Below are 18,865 nucleotides of genomic sequence, written 5' to 3'. Positions count from 1 at the left end.
TTCAAAAAACCTTTTGGAGGATGAATTTCAATGCCTACGATTTCTGCCAGTGATTTCCGCAACGGCGTGACCTTTGAGATGGACGGCCAGGTCATGCAGGTCGTCGAGTTCCAGCACGTCAAGCCCGGTAAGGGCGCCGCTTTCGTCCGCACCAAGATGAAGAACGTCATCACCGGCGGCGTGACCGAGACCTCTTTCAACCCCACCGCCAAGTTTGAGCAGGCCTATGTGGAGCGCAAGGACATGGAGTACAGCTACAACGACGGCGATCTGTACTACTTCATGGACCCCGAGACCTACGATCTGGTGCCCATCGGCTCCGAGCTGCTGGGTGACAACTTCCGCTTCGTGAAGGAGAACATGGTGTGCAAGATCAACTCCTACAAGGGCAAGATCTTCGCCGTGGAGCCCCCCACCTTCGTGGAGTTGGAGGTCAGCGAGACCGATCCCGGCTTCAAGGGCGACACCGCCACCAACGTGACCAAGCCCGCCACCCTGGAGACCGGCGCCGAGATCAAGGTGCCCCTGTTCATCAACCCCGGCGACAAGATCAAGATCGACACCCGTACCGGCGAGTACCTGGAGCGCTGCAAGGGTTAAAAAATGTCCAGGGGGTATCCAAAGAAGCTAAATGTGGCTTCGCATGGATTTTCATCGGATGCGCCCCCGGCGCTTCCGACCCCCTAGATACAAATGGGCCGCGCCGTATGGCGGCACAGCCCATTTGATACCCCCGGTTTCGCGCCCCGTGGCGCGGGTCGAGGTGTTTTCGGGTGAAGTGAATCCACCCGAAAACAGATTCCTATTCTATTGGCCCTTCGTGGCTGACTGATGAAGAAAAGGAGACGCATTATGACGATTTCTGAGAAGGTCGCGTACCTGAAGGGCCTGGCTGAGGGCCTGAATATCGACACCGAGAAGTCCAAGGAGGGCAAGCTCCTCAACGTGATCATCGGCATCCTGGAGGAGATCGGGATGTCCATTGAGGATTTGGAGGAGAACACCGTGGCTCTGGGCGAGGAGATCGACGCCATCTCCGACGATCTGGCCGACGTGGAGAAGGCCGTCTATGAGGACGAGGACGACGAGGATGACGACGACGATTGCTGCTGCGATGACGACGACTTCTTCGAGACCGAGTGCCCCAACTGCGGCGAGACTCTGGTGATCGACGAGTCCGTTCTGGACGAGGGCGTAATCCAGTGCCCCAGCTGCAAGCAGAAGTTCGCTCTGGACCTGTCTGACGACTGCTGCTGCGGCGATGAGGACGAGGACGACTGCGGCTGTGGCTGCGGCTGTGAGGACCACGACCACGAGGACTAAGTTCCAAGGTATATCGGGAGCGCTGCGGAGATTCCGCGGCGCTCCTTTTTTGCCTTTGTTCGATGTTTTCTCTTATGGCCACAAAACCAGTGGGATTTTGGTGAAAATGGCGGGGGAAGTCTCTTGCGTCTGCCGCTGCCAGCGTAGTATAATGGGCACGGAATTAGATTAGATTAACTCTGAGAACTGCGGATGGGATAAGATGAAACTACAAGAGACACAGACACATAAGACTCTGGAGGAAGTCCAGCCCGGGGAAAAGGGCATCATTCTCCAGGTAGGCAATGACCGGGGGCCGGTGAAGCGCCGCCTGGTTGACATGGGCCTGACCCCCGGTACCCAGGTCATGGTGCGCAAGGTGGCCCCCTTCGGCGACCCGGTGGAGCTCAACCTGCGGGGCTACGAGCTGTCCCTGCGGAAGGCCGACGCCGCCCAGATCCTCATCGCCACCGGCGAGGAGGGGGAGCGGCGGGCCCAGGCCAGAAAAAAGCGCATGGGTATGGTGCAGCACTTGCCCGACGAGGAGACCATCCGGCGGATGGATGCCGACCACGCCCATGAGGCTGCGGCCCACGGTGGTGTGCCGGATTACGCCAGCCACGATACCCGGGAGATGAAGCTGGCTCTGGTTGGCAACCCCAACTGCGGCAAGACCACCCTCTTTAATGCCCTTACCGGCTCCAACCAGTATGTGGGCAACTGGCCCGGCGTGACGGTGGAGAAGAAGGAGGGCAGGGCGGAGGTAGATGGGAAATCCGTCACCGTGGTGGATCTGCCCGGCATTTACTCCCTCTCCCCCTACTCCATGGAGGAGATCGTGGCCCGGGATTTTATCGTGGGAGAGCGGCCCGACGCCATCATCGACATCATTGACGCCACCAACATTGAGCGCAACCTCTATCTGACTGCTCAGCTGTTGGAGCTGGAGAGGCCTATGGTCATTGCCCTCAATTTTATGGACGAGGTGGAAAAGCACGGGGACAAGATCGACGTGGACCGGCTGTCCGAGGAACTGGGCGTACCGGTGATCCCCATCACCGCCCGGTCGGGCAAAAACATCCAGAAGCTGCTGGAGGTGGCCCACCACCAGATGCACGTTGGGGTCACCGTGGAGCCGGACGACCTGTATGACGACTTCACCCACCAGATCCACCACAAGATGGGCGAGCTCATCCACGACAAGGCCTATGCCGCCCACATTCCCGCCCACTGGGCTTCCATCAAGCTCATTGAGGGGGACGATCTGGTGGAGAAGGCCCTGGGCCTGAATGGGGTGGAGAAGGCCGCCCTGGAACGGGTCTGTCAGGAGTATGAGAGCGCCTATGAGCTGGGCGACCGGGAGACCCTCATCGCCGACGCCCGGTATCAGTTTATCCAGAAGGTGGTGGACAGCTGTGTGCACCGGGGCCGTCCCCTGGGTACACCTACCCTGTCCGATCGGATCGACGCCATCGTCACCCACAAGGTGTTTGCCATTCCTGTGTTCCTGCTGATGATGCTGGCTATGTTCGCCCTCACCTTTGGCCCCGGCCAAATGCTGGCTGACGGGGTGGATACCCTCATCGGCGGCTACTTTGCCGACTGGGTGCGGGGTGTGCTGGCTGCCGCCGGTACTGCTCCCTGGGTGGAGGCTTTGCTGGTGGACGGTGTCATTGCCGGTGTAGGCGGCGTGTTGACGTTCCTGCCCCAGATCGCCATTCTGTTCCTCTTCCTGTCCTTCCTGGAGGACTCGGGCTATATGGCCCGGGCCGCCTTCATCATGGACCGGCTGCTGCGGCGCTTCGGCCTCAGCGGCAAAGCCTTTATCCCCATGCTGATGGGCTTTGGCTGTACGGTGCCCGCCGTTATGGGCGCCCGCACCATGGAGAATGAGAAGGACCGCCGCATGACCATCATGCTGGTGCCCTTCATGTCCTGCTCTGCCCGGCTGCCGGTGTACGGCCTGCTCACCGCCGCCTTCTTCCCCCGGTATGGCGGCCTGGTGGTGTTTTCCCTCTACTTCCTGGGCCTGATCTTCGCCATTCTCTCCGGCATCCTGCTGAAGAAGCTGGTGTTCAAGGGGGAGCCTGCCGCCTTTGTGCTGGAGCTGCCCCCCTACCGCCTGCCCACCCTGAAGAACATCGCCCTCCATGTGTGGGAGAAGGTGAAGGGCTTCCTCATCAAGGCGGGCACTCTGATCCTGGCCATGAGCGTGCTGCTGTGGTTCCTCCAGACCTTCGGCTTTGAGGGCGGCGCCTTCGGTATGGTGTCCAACGAGGAATATTCCATCCTGGGCGCCATCGGGTCCTTCCTGGCCCCCCTCTTCGCGCCGCTGGGCTTCGGTACCTGGCAGGCGGCGGTGGCCCTCCTCTCCGGCTTGGTCGCCAAGGAGATGGTGGTGTCCTCCATGAGTATGTTCTACGGCTTCTCCGTCACCGCCAGCGGCACCGCCATTGCCGCGGCCCTGGGCGGCACGTTCCAGAGCCCCCTGGCGGCCTACTCCTTCCTGGTGTTCGTACTGCTCTATGTGCCCTGTGTGGCCGCGGTGTCCACCATCCGCAAGGAGATGAACTCCGCCAAGTGGACTCTGGCCTCCATCTGCTGGCAGCTGGGGGCGGCCTGGCTGGGTTCCTTCCTGGTCTACCAGATCGGCTCTCTGTTTTTGAGGTAACGCTATGTTGAAATACCTGATCTACGCCGGGGTGGCCGTCCTCATTATTTGGGCGGCGGTCTACCTGATCTATCGCTTCCATCAGAATCTGAAGGGCAAGCGGGGGTGCGACTGCGGCGGCTGCTCCAGCTGCCCCCACACCTACTGCCGCCATCGGAAAGCGCCGTAAGGAGGGGCTTGGTATGGATCAAAAACTGGAACAGCTCCAGAAATGGATCGACGAGAGTGAGAATATCGTCTTTTTCGGCGGGGCGGGCGTGTCCACCGAGAGCGGCATCCCTGATTTCCGCAGCGTGGACGGCCTGTACAACCAGCAATACCAGTATCCCCCGGAGACCATTTTGAGCCACACCTTCTTTCAGAAGAATCCGGAGGAGTTTTACCGCTTCTACCACAACAAGATGCTCTTTCCCGAAGCCAAGCCCAACGCCGCCCATTTGAAGCTGGCGGAGCTGGAGCGGGCGGGCAAGCTGAAAGCGGTGGTGACCCAGAACATCGATGGGCTCCACCAGGCTGCGGGCAGCGTCAACGTCTACGAACTCCACGGCTCGGTCCACCGCAACTACTGCATGAAGTGCCGTCAGTTCTACGACTTGGACTTCATGATGGAGCAGGGGGGAGTGCCCCACTGTCCGGTGTGCGGCGGCATGATCAAGCCCGATGTGGTGCTCTATGAGGAGTCCCTGGACCAGGAGACCATCGAGGCCGCTGTGCTGGCCATCTCCCGGGCGGATATGCTCATCATCGGCGGCACCTCTCTGGCGGTGTATCCGGCGGCGGGTCTCATCCGCTACTACCGGGGGAACAAGCTGACCCTCATCAACAAGAGCCCCACCCCCTACGACAAGGAGGCCGACCTGGTGATTGCCGGACCTATCGGGGAGATCCTGGGCGGCGTGCGGGTATAGAGGAGCGAAACCATGTTTGATTTTACCCAGATCAGCCATTACCGGGAAAACAATCGCCTGGAGGCCAAGCTGGCCACCGTCGGCCTGCCCCACAGCATCTGGGAGACCTACTCCGCCTTTGCCAATAGCTACGGCGGGGTGATCCTGCTGGGGGTGGAGGAGCTGCCCGACCACAGCCTGCGGGTACAGGGCCTGCTGGACCCCCAGGGCATGGTGGAGGAGTTCATTGCCGGGCTGGACGACCCGTCGGTGGTGAGCATCAACATCCTGCGGGAGGAGGACATCCAGATCCTCCATGTGGACGGCGGGGACATTGTGGCCATTACCGTGCCTATGGCGGAACAGGATCAGCGGCCGGTGTATATCGGGGGCAACCTCCGCCGGGGGTCCTACCGCCGCAGCGGAGACGGGGATTATCACTGTACCCAGGCGGAGTTGAACGCCATGCTGGGCGGCCGGTCCCACTGAGCATTTTTTGAGGGCAAAAAGCCTGATGCAACCGGAAGTTTACAGGAAAAAACCCAAACGCAACTGCAAATTGGTTTCAGTTGCGCTTGGGTTTTGATATGTTTTAGCCACCTTGAGAGGAGGCAGAGACCATGAGTTTTGGGACGAATCTACAATTTCTCCGGGACCGGGCCGGGATGACCCAGGAGGGACTGGCCGAGGCCCTTCAGGTGTCCCGGCAGTCGGTGAGCAAGTGGGAGTCGGATACCAGTTTTCCAGAAATGGAAAAATTACTGGTGCTGTGTGAGCTGTTCCACACCGACCTGGACACCCTGCTGCGGGGGGATGTGCGGGCCAATTATCAGACCGACGCCGTTGGATACGACCGTTTTATGAACTGGTTCTCCAATTGGATCGCCATGGCGACAGGGCTTATCATCCTGTCGGTGGGGGGCGCGCTGGGGCTCTACGGTGCGGTGGGTATGCCAGAGAATTTGGTGGCTGCGGTTCTCATCTCGGGGATCGCGGTGGCGGTGGCCATCCTGGTGATTGTCGGTATGCGCTATGATCGCTTTGAGAAGGAACACCCGGTCCTTCAGGATTTCTATACCAAAGAGCAGCGGGAGCGGTTCCTGAATCGCTATCCCTTCCTCATCGCTCTGCCTATCGTGGGCTTTTTCCTTGCGGTGGTGTGGCTGATCCTGCTGGGGGACAGTGCGGAGCTGATGGGTGATCGGGCGGAGGCTAAGGTAGCGGCGGTGTTCCTGATCATCATCGCGATTGGCGTGGCGGTGCTGGTATGGGCTGTCCTGCGGAAGGGCAAATATGAGATTGACCAGTGGAACAAGGAGCACGACCCCAGCCCGGAGGCGGTAGCTCAACGGAAGAAGGTGGGCAAGGTGTGCGGGGCCATCATGCTGGCCGCCACCGTGATTTACATGATTCTGGGGTTTGGCTCTATGGCCCTGGAAGGGGACTACGGTGGAAACTGGGGCTGGGCCTGGGGATGGATCGTCTATCCCATTGCCGGTGTGATCTGTGAGCTGGCTTCCCATCTGCTGGGAGAAGAGGAGGAATGACAAAAAGCGTCTGCCGCTGATGGCAGGCGCTTTTTCGTTGGGATAAAAATTGCTGTTGACAGATGACCATCTATGGAGTATGATCTACACATCGAAAAAATTCGATTGATTGGAGGGGAGACCATGGACCGCCATGCTGAGGACGCCAGAATATTTAAAGCCTTTTGCGACCCCAACCGGCTGAAAATTCTGGAGCTGCTCCGTGGAGGAGAGAAGTGCGCCTGTGTGCTGCTGGAGGACCTGGAGATCAGCCAATCGACCCTGTCCTACCACATGAAGATCCTGTGTGATTCCGGTGTGGTGGTAGGGCATCCAGAGGGAAAGTGGATGCACTATGCCATCAGTGAGGAGGGCGCCCAGCGGGCCCGGGAGCGGCTTCAGGCCCTTACCAACGGAGGGGGCGCTGCTGATACGGGTTGTGCTTGCCGAAAATAAAGCCATCGTTCGGACGATGGCTTTTCTTATGAGCATTATATCGATATATTTAGAACTATAAATGTGATGATGGAGAGGGGATAGTTAGATGGATTTTTTAAGCGCTTTTGGCCGGTTTCTCCAGGACCAAGTCCTGGGTATGCAGTGGCTCAGCGGGTGGATCGGCGCCATACTGGAGGCGCTGGGCCTGAAGCTGGACAGCACTCTGGGCGGCAGTCTGCACTTTTTCATTTACGATACCATCAAAATTTTCATTCTGCTGTCGGTGCTGATTTTTGGCATATCTTATCTGCAAAGCTACTTCCCGCCTGAACGGACCAAGCGCATCCTGGGACGGTTTCACGGGCTTGGGGCCAATACGGCGGCCGCCCTTCTGGGCACGGTGACCCCCTTTTGTTCCTGCTCTTCCATTCCGATTTTTATGGGATTTACCAGTGCCGGACTGCCTGTAGGGGTGACCTTTTCCTTCCTCATCTCCTCGCCCATGGTGGATCTGGGCTCCCTGGTGCTGCTGATGAGCATTTTCGGCGCCCGTGTGGCGGTAGTCTATGTGGTGCTGGGCCTGGTGGTGGCGGTCATCGGCGGCACGCTGCTGGAAAAACTGGGCATGGACCGGTATGTGGAGGACTTCATCAAAAATGCGCCCAATATTGATTTGGAGAGGGAGCAGCTGACCTGCCGCGACCGGGCGGCCTACGCCAAAGAACAGCTGCTTAGTACCATCCGAAAGGTGACGCCCTATATTTTGATCGGGGTGGCCATCGGCGCAGTGATCCACAATATGATCCCCCAGACCTGGGTGGAAACGGCATTGGGCAGCCGTAATCCAGCGGCGGTAATTCTGGCTACCCTGGTGGGGGTACCCATGTACGCCGATATATTTGGTACCATCCCGGTGGCGGAAAGCCTGCTGTTCAAAGGCGCCAGCCTGGGGACCATCCTGTCCTTCATGATGGCGGTGACCACCCTGAGCCTGCCCTCGCTCATCATACTGAAGAAGGCGGTGAAGCCCCGGTTGCTGGCGGCTTTTATCGGGATCTGCACGGCAGGCATTATTCTGGTGGGTTATTTCTTCAATTTCTTTCAGTATTTTTTTGTAATCTGAGAACCATATCAAATCATTTATGGAGGTAACTTGTAATGGGACTGTTTGGATTTGGCAAAAAGGAAAAGAACAGCTGCTGCTGTGCCTGCGGCTGCGGCGGCAGCGCCGCGCCTGAGCAGGCGGAGGCATCCATTCTCATCCTGGGTTCCGGCTGCCAGAACTGCCGGACTTTGGAGGCCAACACCCGGGCGGCGCTGGAGCGGATGGGAGACACACAGTCTACCATCGGCCATGTCACCGACTTCACCCAGATCGCTCAGTACGGGATCATGACTACGCCCGGCCTGGTGGTGGATGGAAAAGTGGTGTCCTATGGTAAGGTGCTCAAGCCGGAGGAAATTGAGGCTCTGCTGAAAAAGGTGCGGGGCTGATCGGCACAACAAAAGGGCTGCCGCCAGATTTGGCGGCAGCCCTTTTTGCTGCACGAATGAGATTACAGGTTGGCATCCAGCACGGCGGTGTAGGCCTGGGGAGGCATGACGCCCACCTTGCGGTCAAACTCCTTGCCGTCCTTCAGGAAAATGACGGTGGGGATGCTCATGACACCGAAGCGCATGGCCAGGTCGGGCTCGTCGTCCACGTTGACCTTACCCACCAGGGCTTTGCCCTCGTACTTGCCCGCCAGATCCTCCATCACAGGGGCCAGCATCTTGCAGGGACCGCACCAGGAAGCCCAGAAATCCACCATGGAGATACCGTTGGAAACCGCCTTGTCGAAGGCATCGTTGGTCAGATGAATGATAGACATAGATAACATCCTTTCTCTGTATCAAATCAATTTGAATTGCTCATGTGGTCTACGTATTCCGCAGCCCGCAGGCCGGCCACCAGGCCTTCCCCCACGGCTTTGGATACCTGGAGCGGGAGACCGGTACAGTCGCCGGCGGCAAAGACGCCAGGGACATTGGTAGCCATATCCCGGTCTACCTGGATATATCCGCCCTCCAGTGCCAGGCCGGGGAGCAGATCGGCGGGAGCCACCGAGGGCCGGAGGATGAACACACCCTCACAGGGAATGGTGGTGCTGCCGGCCCGAATGGATTCCACCTTGCCGTTGCCGATGATCTCCACCTTGGGGACCTTCACATAGGGAATGTCGGGCCGCAGGCCGTCGGGGGCCTTGTCGCTGACGTAGGTGACCTTACATCCCAGCTCCTGGAGGTAGTTGGCCTCCTGAGGTGCGTCGGCGGCTTTACCCACCACAACGACTTCCTTGCCCCGGTAGAGCATTCCGTCGCAGGTGGCGCAGTAGCTGACGCCCCGGCCCAGATACTCTGCCTCGCCGGGATACTTGTTGGCCCACACCACGCCGGTAGCCAGAATGATGGCCCGGGCCTGTTCCATCTCAGAACCGATGCTGAGATAGAATGTGTCGCCCATGGGCATGATATTCAGAACACGGCCCTCTTTTCGTTCGGCCCCCATTTCCCGGGCGTGGGCGTGGAACCGATCCAGCAGTTCCTGTCCGCTGGCTTGGGGAAAGCCCAGGTAGTTTTCGATGCGTGGAGTTTTATAGAGGGGATTATCCCGGTCGTCACCGCCCACCACCAGCACCGATTTATTTCGAACCCGTGCCTGGACGGCGGCCGACAGGCCGGCAGGGCCGCTGCCGATTACTGCGATGTCGTACAATGGTATTCCTCCTCACACTCTCCGAACAGAGCGGCAATCACAGCCGCAGTCTGGGGATCGGAGACCTCGTAATAGACCTCGTTGCCTGACCGGGCCGCTTTTACAATACCGGCGGCCTTCAGGCGCATCAGGTGCTGGGAGATGCAGGACTGGGACTGACCGGTGTTGGCTTCCATGCAGCCCACGTTGCGGCAGCCGCAGTGGAGCAGGCCCCGGACGATCCGCAGTCGGACGGGATGGGACAGGGCCTTCAGCAGCTCCGCCTTCTCCAGATAGATGGAATCCGTACCTTCCATGGGATCACCTCCCTGTCTTGATCTGTATATTATTATATTCAAATATTCTAATATGTCAACACCTTTTTTCCTACTTTTTTTCCGGGACTTTTCGACAGGGGAGGTTGACACGACTAACTGATGATGCTATACTACACCCCAGGGGGGTGTCTGATATGATGGCAGACCAGAAAACAGTCCTCCGGCTGCTGCGTACCGCCCGGGGACAGATTGACGGAATTATAAAAATGGTGGAAGAGAATCGATATTGTATCGATATCTCCCAGCAGCTTATGGCTACGGAAGCTATTTTGAACCGTACCAATAAAGAGATCCTGGCGGCCCATCTCAAGCACTGCGTTCAGGAGGCGGAAACGCCGGAGGAGCGCAGCCAGAAGGTGGATGAGTTTATCGGCACGCTGGGCAAGATTTTAAAGTAGAAAGACGATATGGTGAGACCATGAAGCAAAAGTTCGATGTACAAGGCATGACCTGCGCGGCGTGTTCGGCTCATGTGGAAAAGGCTGTGTGCAAAGTGGCCGGCGTGGACGGGGTCAATGTGAATCTGCTGGGCAACTCCATGGTGGTGGACTACGACGAGGGTGTCACCGACGCCGGGCAGATCATCCACGCGGTGGAGGAGGCGGGCTACGGAGCCTCCCTCCCGGCAGTCAAAGGAGTGACGGCCCAGCCTAAGCAGGTCAATAGGATGGAGGAAGAGGCCGCCGGTATGAAGCGGCGGTTTTTGACCTCTCTCATTTTCCTGGTGCCTCTCTTCTATATCGCCATGGGCCACATGATGGGCTGGCCTCTGCCCGCCTTTTTCCACGATCCGGGCAACGTGTTTGTGGTGGCGCTGATCCAGTTCCTGCTTACCCTGCCCATTATGTATATCAACGACAAATACTATAAGGTGGGCTTTAAAACCCTGTGGCACCGCTCGCCTAACATGGATTCCCTGATTGCCCTGGGATCCTCCGCTGCCGTGATCTACGGCGTGGCCGCCCTGTTCCAGATCGCTTGGGGCCTGGGCCACGGAGATCAGGCCCGGGTGGACAAGTGGTCCATGGATCTGTACTTTGAGTCAGCCGGTATGATCCTTACCCTCATTACCCTGGGCAAGTGGCTGGAGACCCGGTCCAAGGGCAAGACCAGTCAGGCCATTACCCGGCTGATGGATCTGGCCCCTAAAACTGCCGCGGTTCTGCGGAATGGGGCAGAGGTGGAGATCCCGGTGGAAGAGGTAACGATGGGCGACCTGGTGGTGGTGCGTCCCGGCGGCCGCATCCCGGTGGACGGGATCGTGGTGGAAGGGAACTCCTCGGTGGACGAGTCCGCCCTCACCGGCGAGTCCCTGCCGGTGGAGAAAGGGGTCGGCGACCAGGTAGCCGCCGCTACCATCAATAAATCCGGTTACTTTGTGTTCCGAGCCACCCGGGTAGGGGAGGACACCACCCTGGCCCAGATGATCAAATTGGTGGAGGAGGCCTCTGCCTCCAAGGCACCCATTGCCAAACTGGCCGACAAGGTGGCCGGGGTCTTTGTGCCGGTGGTGATTGGCATCGCCCTGGTGACGGCGGTGGTGTGGTTTGTCCTCACCCGGTCCATCGAGTCTGCCCTCACCGCCGGAGTGGCGGTGCTGGTGATCTCCTGCCCCTGCGCCCTGGGCCTGGCCACTCCGGTGGCTATCATGGTGGGTACCGGCAAGGGAGCAGAAAACGGCATCCTCATCAAATCCGCCGAGGCCCTGGAAACCCTCCACACGGTCCGTACTGTGGTGGTGGACAAGACGGGTACACTAACCCAAGGAAAACCGGCGGTCACCGACTGTATCCCGGCGGAAGGGGTGACGGAGGAGGAACTTCTATGCGTAGCGGCCTCTTTGGAGAAGCCCTCCGAGCATCCGCTGGCCGATGCCATCCTGACCGAGGCGGAGAAGCGAAACATTCCTCTGGCTCCCATCCAGGACTTTCAGGCCCTGTCCGGCCGGGGGGTCCGGGGTACCCTCCACGGCGCTTCTGTGCTGGCGGGCAACCGGGCCATGCTGGAGGAGGCGGGCATTTCCCTGGAGGGCTTTGGCGACAGGGGAGAGGCCCTGGCCCAAAACGGCAAGACCCCGCTGTACTTTGCCGAACATGGCAAGATGTTGGGTGTGGTGGCGGTGGCCGATCCCCCCAAGCCCACCAGCGCCGCCGCCGTCCGGGGCTTCCGGGAACTGGGCATCGACGTGGTCATGCTCACCGGCGACAACCGGCGTACCGCCGAGGCGGTGGGCCGGGAACTGGGGGTCACCCGGGTCATTGCCGAGGTGCTGCCTCAGGATAAGGAAAAGGTAGTGGCCGAGCTCCAGTCCCAAGGGAAGCGGGTGGCCATGATCGGCGACGGCATCAACGACGCCCCCGCCCTGGCCCGGGCCGACGTGGGTATGGCCATCGGGGCGGGCACCGACGTGGCCATTGAGTCGGCCGACGTGGTGCTGATGAAGAGCGACCTGCTGGACGCGGTCACCGCCGTGCGCCTGTCCAAAAAGGTGATTCGCAACATCAAGGAGAACCTGTTCTGGGCCTTTATTTATAACATCATCGGCATCCCGCTGGCCGCCGGGGTATGGTTCCCCATCACCGGCTGGCAACTCTCTCCCATGTTCGGCGCCGCTGCTATGAGCCTCAGCTCGGTGTGTGTGGTGTCCAACGCCCTGCGTCTGAAGTTTTTCCGGCCCCTCCATCAGGAGGTGCCGGCGGAGCAAATTGAAACACAGAAAGGAACGAGTACCATGACCAAGACTATGACCATCAACGGAATGATGTGCGCCCACTGCCAGGCCCATGTGGAGAAGGCCCTTAACGCCATCGACGGTGTGACCGCCACTGTGGATCTGGCCGCCAAGACCGCCACCGTTATTCTGAGTAAGGATGTGGCAGACGAGGTATTGAAGAACGCTGTTACGGAAGCAGGCTACGAAGTGGTCTCCATTTAGTGACAAATTATGGCAAAGGTGCGGCGGAAGGCCGCTCCTTTGCCGTTTTTACTGGGAGAGGTAGGAAAACAACGTTGAGAATTTGTAAAAATTGAATGGTTTGTGTAAATTGTAGGTTGCCCTTTTTTCGGGAACAGAGTATAATAAGACCAAGCTCAGGGAGGAGAAACAACGCCGTTGCAGACCGACCTGGGCGATTTGTGTGATATGAAAGGAAGGTAGATCACATTGAAGAAGTCTAAGAAGCTCCTTGCGCTGCTGCTCTCTCTTGCGATGATCGTGGGCCTGGCAGCCTGTGGCGGTGGTGGCGGTACCACCGAGACCCCCAGCGGCAACAGTGAGACTCCCGGCAACGTGGAGACTACCCCCGGCAACAGCGAGACCCCCGGCGGCGAGGCTGCCACCGATCCCGACTCCATTTCCGACACCATGACCTCTGAGGACGGCAAGTTCCAGGTGGCCTTCGTCACTGACGTGGGCCAGCTGAAGGACAAGTCCTTCAACCAGGGCACCTTCGACGGCGTGAAGCTGTATGCCGCCGCCAACGGCCTGTCCTACAAGTACTATCAGCCCGCCAACGCCAACGAGGCTACCGACGATGACCGCTACGACGCCATGAAGGCTGCCGTGGACGGCGGCGCCGAAGTGGTCGTGTGCGCCGGCTTCCTGCAGGAGGCCGCCCTGCGCAAGGCCGCCATTGACTTCCCCGAAGTTCCCTTCGTGTTCATCGACGGCTATCCTCTGACCGAGGATCCCGAGAATCCCGACAGCCCCATCCTGACCAACGTGGCCGCTATTGCCTTTAAGGAAGAGCAGGCTGGTTACCTGGCCGGCTACGCCGCTGTGAAGGACGGCTTCACCAAGCTGGGCTTCTCCGGCGGCGGCGGCGGCACCAACCCTGCCTGCTGCCGTTTCGGCTACGGCTATGTCCAGGGCGCCAATGACGCCGCCAAGGAACTGGGCACCACTGTTGAGATGAACTACTCCTGGCAGTACGGCGCTACCTTCTCCGGCTCCACTGAGCTGCAGACCATGATCAGCGGTTGGTATGCCAACGGTACTGAGATCGTCTTTGCCTGCGGCGGTTCTATGTTCCAGTCCATCGCCGCTGCCGCCTCCGCTAATGACAAGTACGTCATCGGCGTGGACGTGGATCAGTCCGGCGAGTCTGATTACGTTGTTACCTCCGCCATGAAGGGCCTGTCCGACGCTGTGCAGTGGGCCGTGGGCCACGTCTATGACGGCACCTTCAGCGAGATCGGCGGCGTTGCCACTTCTCTGGGCGTGGAGAACAACTCTGTGGCTCTGCCCACCGCTGACAGCTCCTGGCGGTTCGAGACCTTCACCGTTGAGGAGTACGAGGCTCTGTATCAGCAGATGCTGGACGGCTCCCTGGTGGTGGATGCCGACTATGAGAAGCTGGAGTCTACCGATTGGAGCAACCTGACTCTGAACGTCATCTGATTATCAGTCCATCCGGAGGGCGCCCTGCGGAATTCCGCAGGGCGCTCTTTCTTTTTCCGCAGAAGGAGACTCAGAAATTGGAGAATAGAACAAATTTCTTGAGTTTCTCCTACCGATATTGTATAATAAAAACAACCAACTCACGGAGGAGGGCGGGATAAGGATTATGGAGACTGAGAACATCATTGAGATGCTCCACATTACCAAGGAATTTCCTGGTATCATCGCCAACGACGACATCACCCTCCAGCTGCGCAGAGGAGAGATCCATGCGCTGCTGGGCGAAAACGGCGCGGGAAAATCGACTCTGATGAGCGTGCTTTTCGGCCTGTATCAGCCGGAGGCAGGCGAGATCCGCAAAAATGGCGAGAAAGTAAAGATCAATAACCCCAACGACGCTACGGCGTTGGGCATCGGCATGGTGCACCAGCACTTCAAGCTGATCGACGTATTTACGGTGCTGGACAATATCATTCTGGGCGCGGAGACCACCAAACTGGGCTTCCTGCAGAAGAAAGAGGCCCGGAAAAAGGTGGAGGAGATCTCCAAGAAATACGGCCTGAGCGTGGATCTGGACGCCAAGGTGGAGGATATCACGGTCGGTATGCAGCAGCGGGTAGAGATTCTGAAAATGCTCTACCGGGACAATGAGATCCTCATTTTTGACGAGCCTACCGCCGTGCTGACTCCCCAGGAGATCGACGAGCTGATGGCCACCATGCGTGAGTTTGCCAAGGAGGGGAAGAGCATCCTCTTCATCTCCCACAAGCTCAACGAGATCATGGCGGTGGCCGATCGGGTCACCGTACTGCGCAAGGGCAAATATGTGGGCACGGTGGATACCAAAGACACCGACAAGCAGTCCCTGTCCAATATGATGGTGGGCCGGCCGGTTCAGCTTCAGGTGGAAAAGACGCCTGCCACGCCCGGCGAGGTGGTGCTTTCTGTCGAGGGGATGACAGTGCCCTCTCATACCCATAAGCGCAATGCGGTCAATGACGTATCTTTCCAGGTCCGCAAGGGTGAAATTGTATGTATTGCGGGCATCGACGGCAACGGCCAGAGCGAACTGGTATACGGCCTTGCCGGTTTGGAGAAGTGCAGCGGCGGTTCCATCCAGCTGTGCGGAAAGGAAATCAGTCACTGCTCCATTCATCAGCGCGGGGAGAACATGAGCCACATTCCTGAGGACCGGCATAAGCACGGCCTGGTTCTGGACTTTACCCTGGAGCAGAACATGGTACTTCAGCGGTTCCGGGAGCCCAGATTCCAGCACCTGGGATTTACCAAGAGAGGCGAGGTACGCAAGTATGCCGAGGCCCTGATCGAGCAATATGACGTGCGTTCCGGCCAGGGACCGGTGACCATTGCACGGTCTATGTCGGGCGGTAACCAGCAGAAGGCCATCATTGCCCGGGAAGTGGATCGGGACAAGCCCCTGCTGATTGCGGTGCAGCCCACCCGCGGCCTGGACGTGGGCGCCATCGAGTATATCCACAAGCAGCTGGTGGCTGAGCGGGACAAGGGCCGTGCTGTGTTGTTGGTCTCCCTGGAGCTGGACGAGGTTATGAGTCTTTCCGACCGCATCCTGGTTATGTACGAGGGTGAGATCGTGGGTGAGCTTGACCCGAAGACCATCACCGTCCAGGAGCTGGGCCTCTATATGGCCGGCGCCAAGCGGACAGAGAAGGAGGGGAAAGGCGCGTGAAAGAAAGAGGTTCCACCTTACTACAAAAAGAGGGTACCAAATCGGTGCTGGCTTCGCTGATCGCCATCCTCATCGGCCTGGCAGTGGGCGCCATCATCATCCTGATCGTCGGTATCTTCAACCCCAGCTTGGGGATTAAGGGTGCGCTGGAGGGCGTTCAGCTGGTATTCGGCGGCCTGTTCAGCACCGGACGCAGCGCGGCTGGTGCCCTTACGTTCGGATTTAACTCCACCAACATGGGCAATATGCTCTTCCGGGCTACGCCTCTGATCCTCACCGGTCTCTCGGTGGCAGTGGCCTTCAAGACCGGCCTGTTCAACATCGGTGCACCCGGTCAGTATCTGATGGGTACGGCGGCCACTTTGATCCTGGCCCTGTCTATCCCCACCAGCGTGGTGCCTGCTCCCTTGGTGTGGGTGATCGCCTTTGTGGGCGGTTGCCTGGCTGGTGCCATCTGGGGTTGTATCCCCGGCTTGGTCAAGGCCTTCCTCAACATCAATGAGGTGCTGGCCTGTATCATGACCAACTGGATCGCCGCCAACCTGGTAACCTGGCTGTTTGACAACGGCAGCCTGTTTGCCAACCTCCAGAACCATGTGGAGAACACCAAGACGGCCTATATCTATAAGACTTCGTTTAACGGTGTGCAGACGGCCAAGTTGGGGCTGGACAAGATCTTCCCCGGCTCCCAGGTCAACGGCGGTATTGTGGTGGCGATCATCATTGCCATCCTGATCTTTATCCTGATGACCAAGACCACCCTGGGCTATCAGCTGAAGGCCTGTGGCGCCAACCGCCATGCCGCCCGGTATGCAGGTATTGCGGACAAGCGCAACATCGTGCTGTCTATGGCTATTGCCGGTGCCCTGTCCGGTGCTGCTGCCTCCCTGTACTACCTGTCCGGCAACACCGAGTTCTACTGGACCTCTGCTTACCAGACGCTGCCCGCCACCGGCTTTAACGGTATCCCCGTGGCCCTGCTGGCGGCCAGCCATCCCATCGGCGTTATTTTTGCCGGCTGCTTCATGTCCATGCTGGATATTGTGGGCCTGCAGCTGACCAACCTGACCGCCTACAACGAGTATATCACCGACGTAATCATTGCCATCATCGTCTACCTCAGCGCTTTCTCTCTGGTGATCCGGATGCTCATCAGCGGCCATAAGAAGCGTAAGAATGCCAAGGTGCAGACGGTGGCCGCAACCACAGAGCCGCTTCCGGCGGATACACCGCCAGATACGCCGCCGGACACGCCCCCGGACAGCGCCGCTGTGGAGGAAGGAGGCGGTGAAGCATGACGTTCCTCATTCAGCAGACTTTGATCTATGCCGTGCCTCTGATGATCGTGGCACTGGCCGGCGTGTTCGCCGAGCGCAGCGGTATCATCAACCTGGCCCTTGAAGGTATTATGATCTTCGGTGCCTTTGCTGGCGTACTGTTTGTGCGGCTGATGCAGCAGGCTGGCTTCTATGTAGATGCCAAGGCTGCCGGTGACTGGGTAGCCCTCCAGGGCTTTATGATCCTGGCTATGGTAGTTGCCGCGGTGCTGGGCGCCATTTTCTCCCTGCTGCTCTCCTTCGCATCTGTGAATCTGAAGGCAGACCAGACCATCGGCGGTACCGCTCTGAACCTGCTGGCTCCCGCCCTGGTGCTCTTCTTCATCCGCATCGTGGCCAACCAGAACACCCTGCAGATGGCGGAGGGCGACGCGGCCAGCTACTTCATGATCAAAAAGAGCTTCTTTGGATACGGACGCAGCGAGGAGATGGGCTTCTTCGGCTCCACCTTCATTGATAAGACCTATCTGGCCACTTATATCTGCATCATCCTGTTTGTCATCCTGTCCATTCTGCTCTACAAGACCCGCTTTGGTCTGCGGCTGCGCTCCTGCGGTGAAAATCCCCAGGCTGCCGACTCTCTGGGCATCAATGTGTACAAGATGCGCTATGCCGGTACCACCATCTCCGGTGCCCTGGCCGGTATGGGCGGCTTTGTGTACGCCCTTACCACCGCCAACTGTGCCTCCACCGGCGAGGTGGCAGGCTTCGGCTTCCTGGCCCTGGCGGTTATGATCTTCGGTAACTGGAAGCCCCTGAACATCGCCGGTGCAGCCCTGCTGTTCGGCTTGTTCAAATGTATCGCCGCCTCTTACACCAGCATCGATATCAACGGTGACGGTGTGTTTATGCTGGCGGAGATCGGTGTCAGCCCCCATTTGTACCGGATGCTGCCCTACCTGATCACCCTGATCGTACTGGCCTTTACTTCCAAGAAGTCCAGAGCGCCCAAGGCAGAGGGTATTCCCTACGACAAGGGACAGCGGTAAATCACACACAGACGAAAGGGGCCATCCGGCCCCTTTCGTTTTGCATATTGGAAAAAGGAGAGATAAAACATGGTTACGATGGCACAACGGATCGAGGCCCTGCGGGACGAGGCGGGCCTGTCCCGCCCCGCCCTAGCGGCAGCCTTGGGTTTTCCCAAAAACGCCATTGAAAAGTTTGAGACTGGCCGTGCTACCCCAACCAAAGACCAGCAGGAGAAGATGGCGGCCTATTTTGGCGTGTCACTGTTCTACCTGCGGGGGGAGAGCGGGGATCGTACTCGCCAGGAGGACTGGATGAGCGGCGGCCTGACCGCCGCGGAGGAGGAGCCGGTATATCGCCCCGCGCCGGTCAAGCGGCCCAAGGCGGAGTCGGCATCCAGCGGCGGGGGAGCCACTATGTTGGATGCCCTCTTCTCCACCAAGCAGGCCAAGGACCAGTTCAAGGCCATGGTGCTGGAGGTTCTTCGGTCTCCGGAGGGACAGGAGGTCATTGCCCAGGCGGTGTGGAAAGAGCTGGCCAAACGCCGCTGACAGGT

20 protein-coding genes are annotated in these 18,865 nt (G+C 59.0%); 17 read left to right on the top strand and 3 right to left on the bottom strand.

Going from position 1 to position 18,865, the window contains the following annotated elements; translation table 11 throughout:
* The first annotated feature begins 30 nt into the window (after positions 1-30).
* The 10 genes from efp to B5G06_RS07945 all read left to right on the top strand — a co-directional run bounded on the left by efp (position 31) and on the right by B5G06_RS07945 (position 8,318).
* Positions 31-600 (top strand): elongation factor P, encoded by a 570-nt coding sequence (gene efp, locus B5G06_RS07990; protein WP_087188553.1) that lies wholly within the window; start codon positions 31-33, stop codon positions 598-600.
* Between the two features lie 252 nt (positions 601-852).
* Complete coding sequence (locus B5G06_RS07985; protein ID WP_087188552.1) at positions 853-1,323, top strand: CD1247 N-terminal domain-containing protein; 471 nt, start codon at positions 853-855, stop codon at positions 1,321-1,323.
* Positions 1,324-1,525: 202 nt separating this feature from the next.
* Positions 1,526-3,973: a ferrous iron transport protein B gene (feoB, locus tag B5G06_RS07980; RefSeq protein WP_087188551.1), complete on the top strand. Its 2,448-nt coding sequence runs from the start codon at positions 1,526-1,528 to the stop codon at positions 3,971-3,973.
* Between the two features lie 4 nt (positions 3,974-3,977).
* A complete protein-coding gene (locus B5G06_RS07975; RefSeq protein ID WP_087188550.1) occupies positions 3,978-4,142 on the top strand; it encodes a FeoB-associated Cys-rich membrane protein in 165 nt (54 codons plus the stop codon).
* A gap of 13 nt (positions 4,143-4,155) precedes the next feature.
* On the top strand, positions 4,156-4,881 hold the full coding sequence (locus B5G06_RS07970; RefSeq protein ID WP_087188549.1) for an NAD-dependent protein deacylase: 726 nt from the start codon (positions 4,156-4,158) through the stop codon (positions 4,879-4,881).
* A gap of 12 nt (positions 4,882-4,893) precedes the next feature.
* Positions 4,894-5,349: an AlbA family DNA-binding domain-containing protein gene (locus B5G06_RS07965; protein WP_087188548.1), complete on the top strand. Its 456-nt coding sequence runs from the start codon at positions 4,894-4,896 to the stop codon at positions 5,347-5,349.
* Between the two features lie 131 nt (positions 5,350-5,480).
* Entirely contained in the window at positions 5,481-6,407 is a 927-nt protein-coding gene (locus B5G06_RS07960) for a helix-turn-helix domain-containing protein (RefSeq protein WP_087188547.1), read from the top strand.
* A gap of 123 nt (positions 6,408-6,530) precedes the next feature.
* Complete coding sequence (locus tag B5G06_RS07955; RefSeq protein WP_087188546.1) at positions 6,531-6,842, top strand: ArsR/SmtB family transcription factor; 312 nt, start codon at positions 6,531-6,533, stop codon at positions 6,840-6,842.
* An 88-nt stretch (positions 6,843-6,930) separates the two neighbouring features.
* The gene (locus tag B5G06_RS07950) at positions 6,931-7,947 is read left to right on the top strand and encodes a permease (RefSeq protein ID WP_087188545.1); all 1,017 of its coding nucleotides are present in this window, start codon (positions 6,931-6,933) and stop codon (positions 7,945-7,947) included.
* Positions 7,948-7,982: 35 nt separating this feature from the next.
* Positions 7,983-8,318 carry a thioredoxin family protein gene (locus B5G06_RS07945; protein ID WP_087188544.1) on the top strand — a complete coding sequence of 112 codons (336 nt, stop codon included), beginning with the start codon at positions 7,983-7,985 and terminating at the stop codon, positions 8,316-8,318.
* A 62-nt stretch (positions 8,319-8,380) separates the two neighbouring features.
* Here B5G06_RS07945 and trxA read toward each other — a convergent pair whose 3' ends face one another.
* Genes trxA through B5G06_RS07930 form a run of 3 tightly spaced genes read right to left on the bottom strand, consistent with a single transcriptional unit; the run spans position 8,381 to position 9,875 of the window.
* A complete protein-coding gene (trxA, locus tag B5G06_RS07940; RefSeq protein ID WP_087188543.1) occupies positions 8,381-8,695 on the bottom strand; it encodes a thioredoxin in 315 nt (104 codons plus the stop codon).
* 26 nt (positions 8,696-8,721) lie between these two features.
* The gene (locus B5G06_RS07935) at positions 8,722-9,579 is read right to left on the bottom strand and encodes an NAD(P)/FAD-dependent oxidoreductase (RefSeq protein WP_087188542.1); all 858 of its coding nucleotides are present in this window, start codon (positions 9,577-9,579) and stop codon (positions 8,722-8,724) included.
* Positions 9,561-9,875, bottom strand: coding sequence for an ArsR/SmtB family transcription factor (locus tag B5G06_RS07930; RefSeq protein WP_087188541.1), 315 nt, complete (start codon positions 9,873-9,875; stop codon positions 9,561-9,563). The genes B5G06_RS07935 and B5G06_RS07930 overlap by 19 nt, the downstream gene beginning before the upstream one ends.
* A gap of 155 nt (positions 9,876-10,030) precedes the next feature.
* Here B5G06_RS07930 and B5G06_RS07925 point away from each other — a divergent pair, with 155 nt between their 5' ends.
* The 7 genes from B5G06_RS07925 to B5G06_RS07895 all read left to right on the top strand — a co-directional run bounded on the left by B5G06_RS07925 (position 10,031) and on the right by B5G06_RS07895 (position 18,860).
* A complete protein-coding gene (locus B5G06_RS07925; protein WP_087188540.1) occupies positions 10,031-10,294 on the top strand; it encodes a metal-sensing transcriptional repressor in 264 nt (87 codons plus the stop codon).
* Positions 10,295-10,314: 20 nt separating this feature from the next.
* A complete protein-coding gene (locus tag B5G06_RS07920) occupies positions 10,315-12,831 on the top strand; it encodes a heavy metal translocating P-type ATPase (protein WP_087188539.1) in 2,517 nt (838 codons plus the stop codon).
* A gap of 228 nt (positions 12,832-13,059) precedes the next feature.
* Positions 13,060-14,295 carry a BMP family lipoprotein gene (locus tag B5G06_RS07915; RefSeq protein ID WP_087188538.1) on the top strand — a complete coding sequence of 412 codons (1,236 nt, stop codon included), beginning with the start codon at positions 13,060-13,062 and terminating at the stop codon, positions 14,293-14,295.
* 166 nt (positions 14,296-14,461) lie between these two features.
* The gene (locus B5G06_RS07910; protein WP_087188537.1) at positions 14,462-16,003 is read left to right on the top strand and encodes an ABC transporter ATP-binding protein; all 1,542 of its coding nucleotides are present in this window, start codon (positions 14,462-14,464) and stop codon (positions 16,001-16,003) included.
* Positions 16,000-17,301, top strand: a complete 1,302-nt coding sequence (locus B5G06_RS07905; RefSeq protein WP_087188536.1) for an ABC transporter permease — start codon at positions 16,000-16,002, stop codon at positions 17,299-17,301. Before B5G06_RS07910 ends, B5G06_RS07905 begins: the two co-directional genes overlap by 4 nt.
* A complete protein-coding gene (locus B5G06_RS07900) occupies positions 17,298-18,329 on the top strand; it encodes an ABC transporter permease (RefSeq protein ID WP_087188535.1) in 1,032 nt (343 codons plus the stop codon). Before B5G06_RS07905 ends, B5G06_RS07900 begins: the two co-directional genes overlap by 4 nt.
* Positions 18,330-18,398: 69 nt before the next feature.
* The gene (locus tag B5G06_RS07895; protein ID WP_087188534.1) at positions 18,399-18,860 is read left to right on the top strand and encodes a helix-turn-helix domain-containing protein; all 462 of its coding nucleotides are present in this window, start codon (positions 18,399-18,401) and stop codon (positions 18,858-18,860) included.
* Positions 18,861-18,865: the final 5 nt, after the last annotated feature.

Source organism: Flavonifractor sp. An52 (assembly GCF_002159385.1).
GTDB lineage: Bacteria > Bacillota > Clostridia > Oscillospirales > Oscillospiraceae > Flavonifractor > Flavonifractor avicola.
The sequence above is the reverse complement of the archived record's forward strand: the minus strand, read 5'-3'. Positions and strand labels throughout refer to the sequence as shown.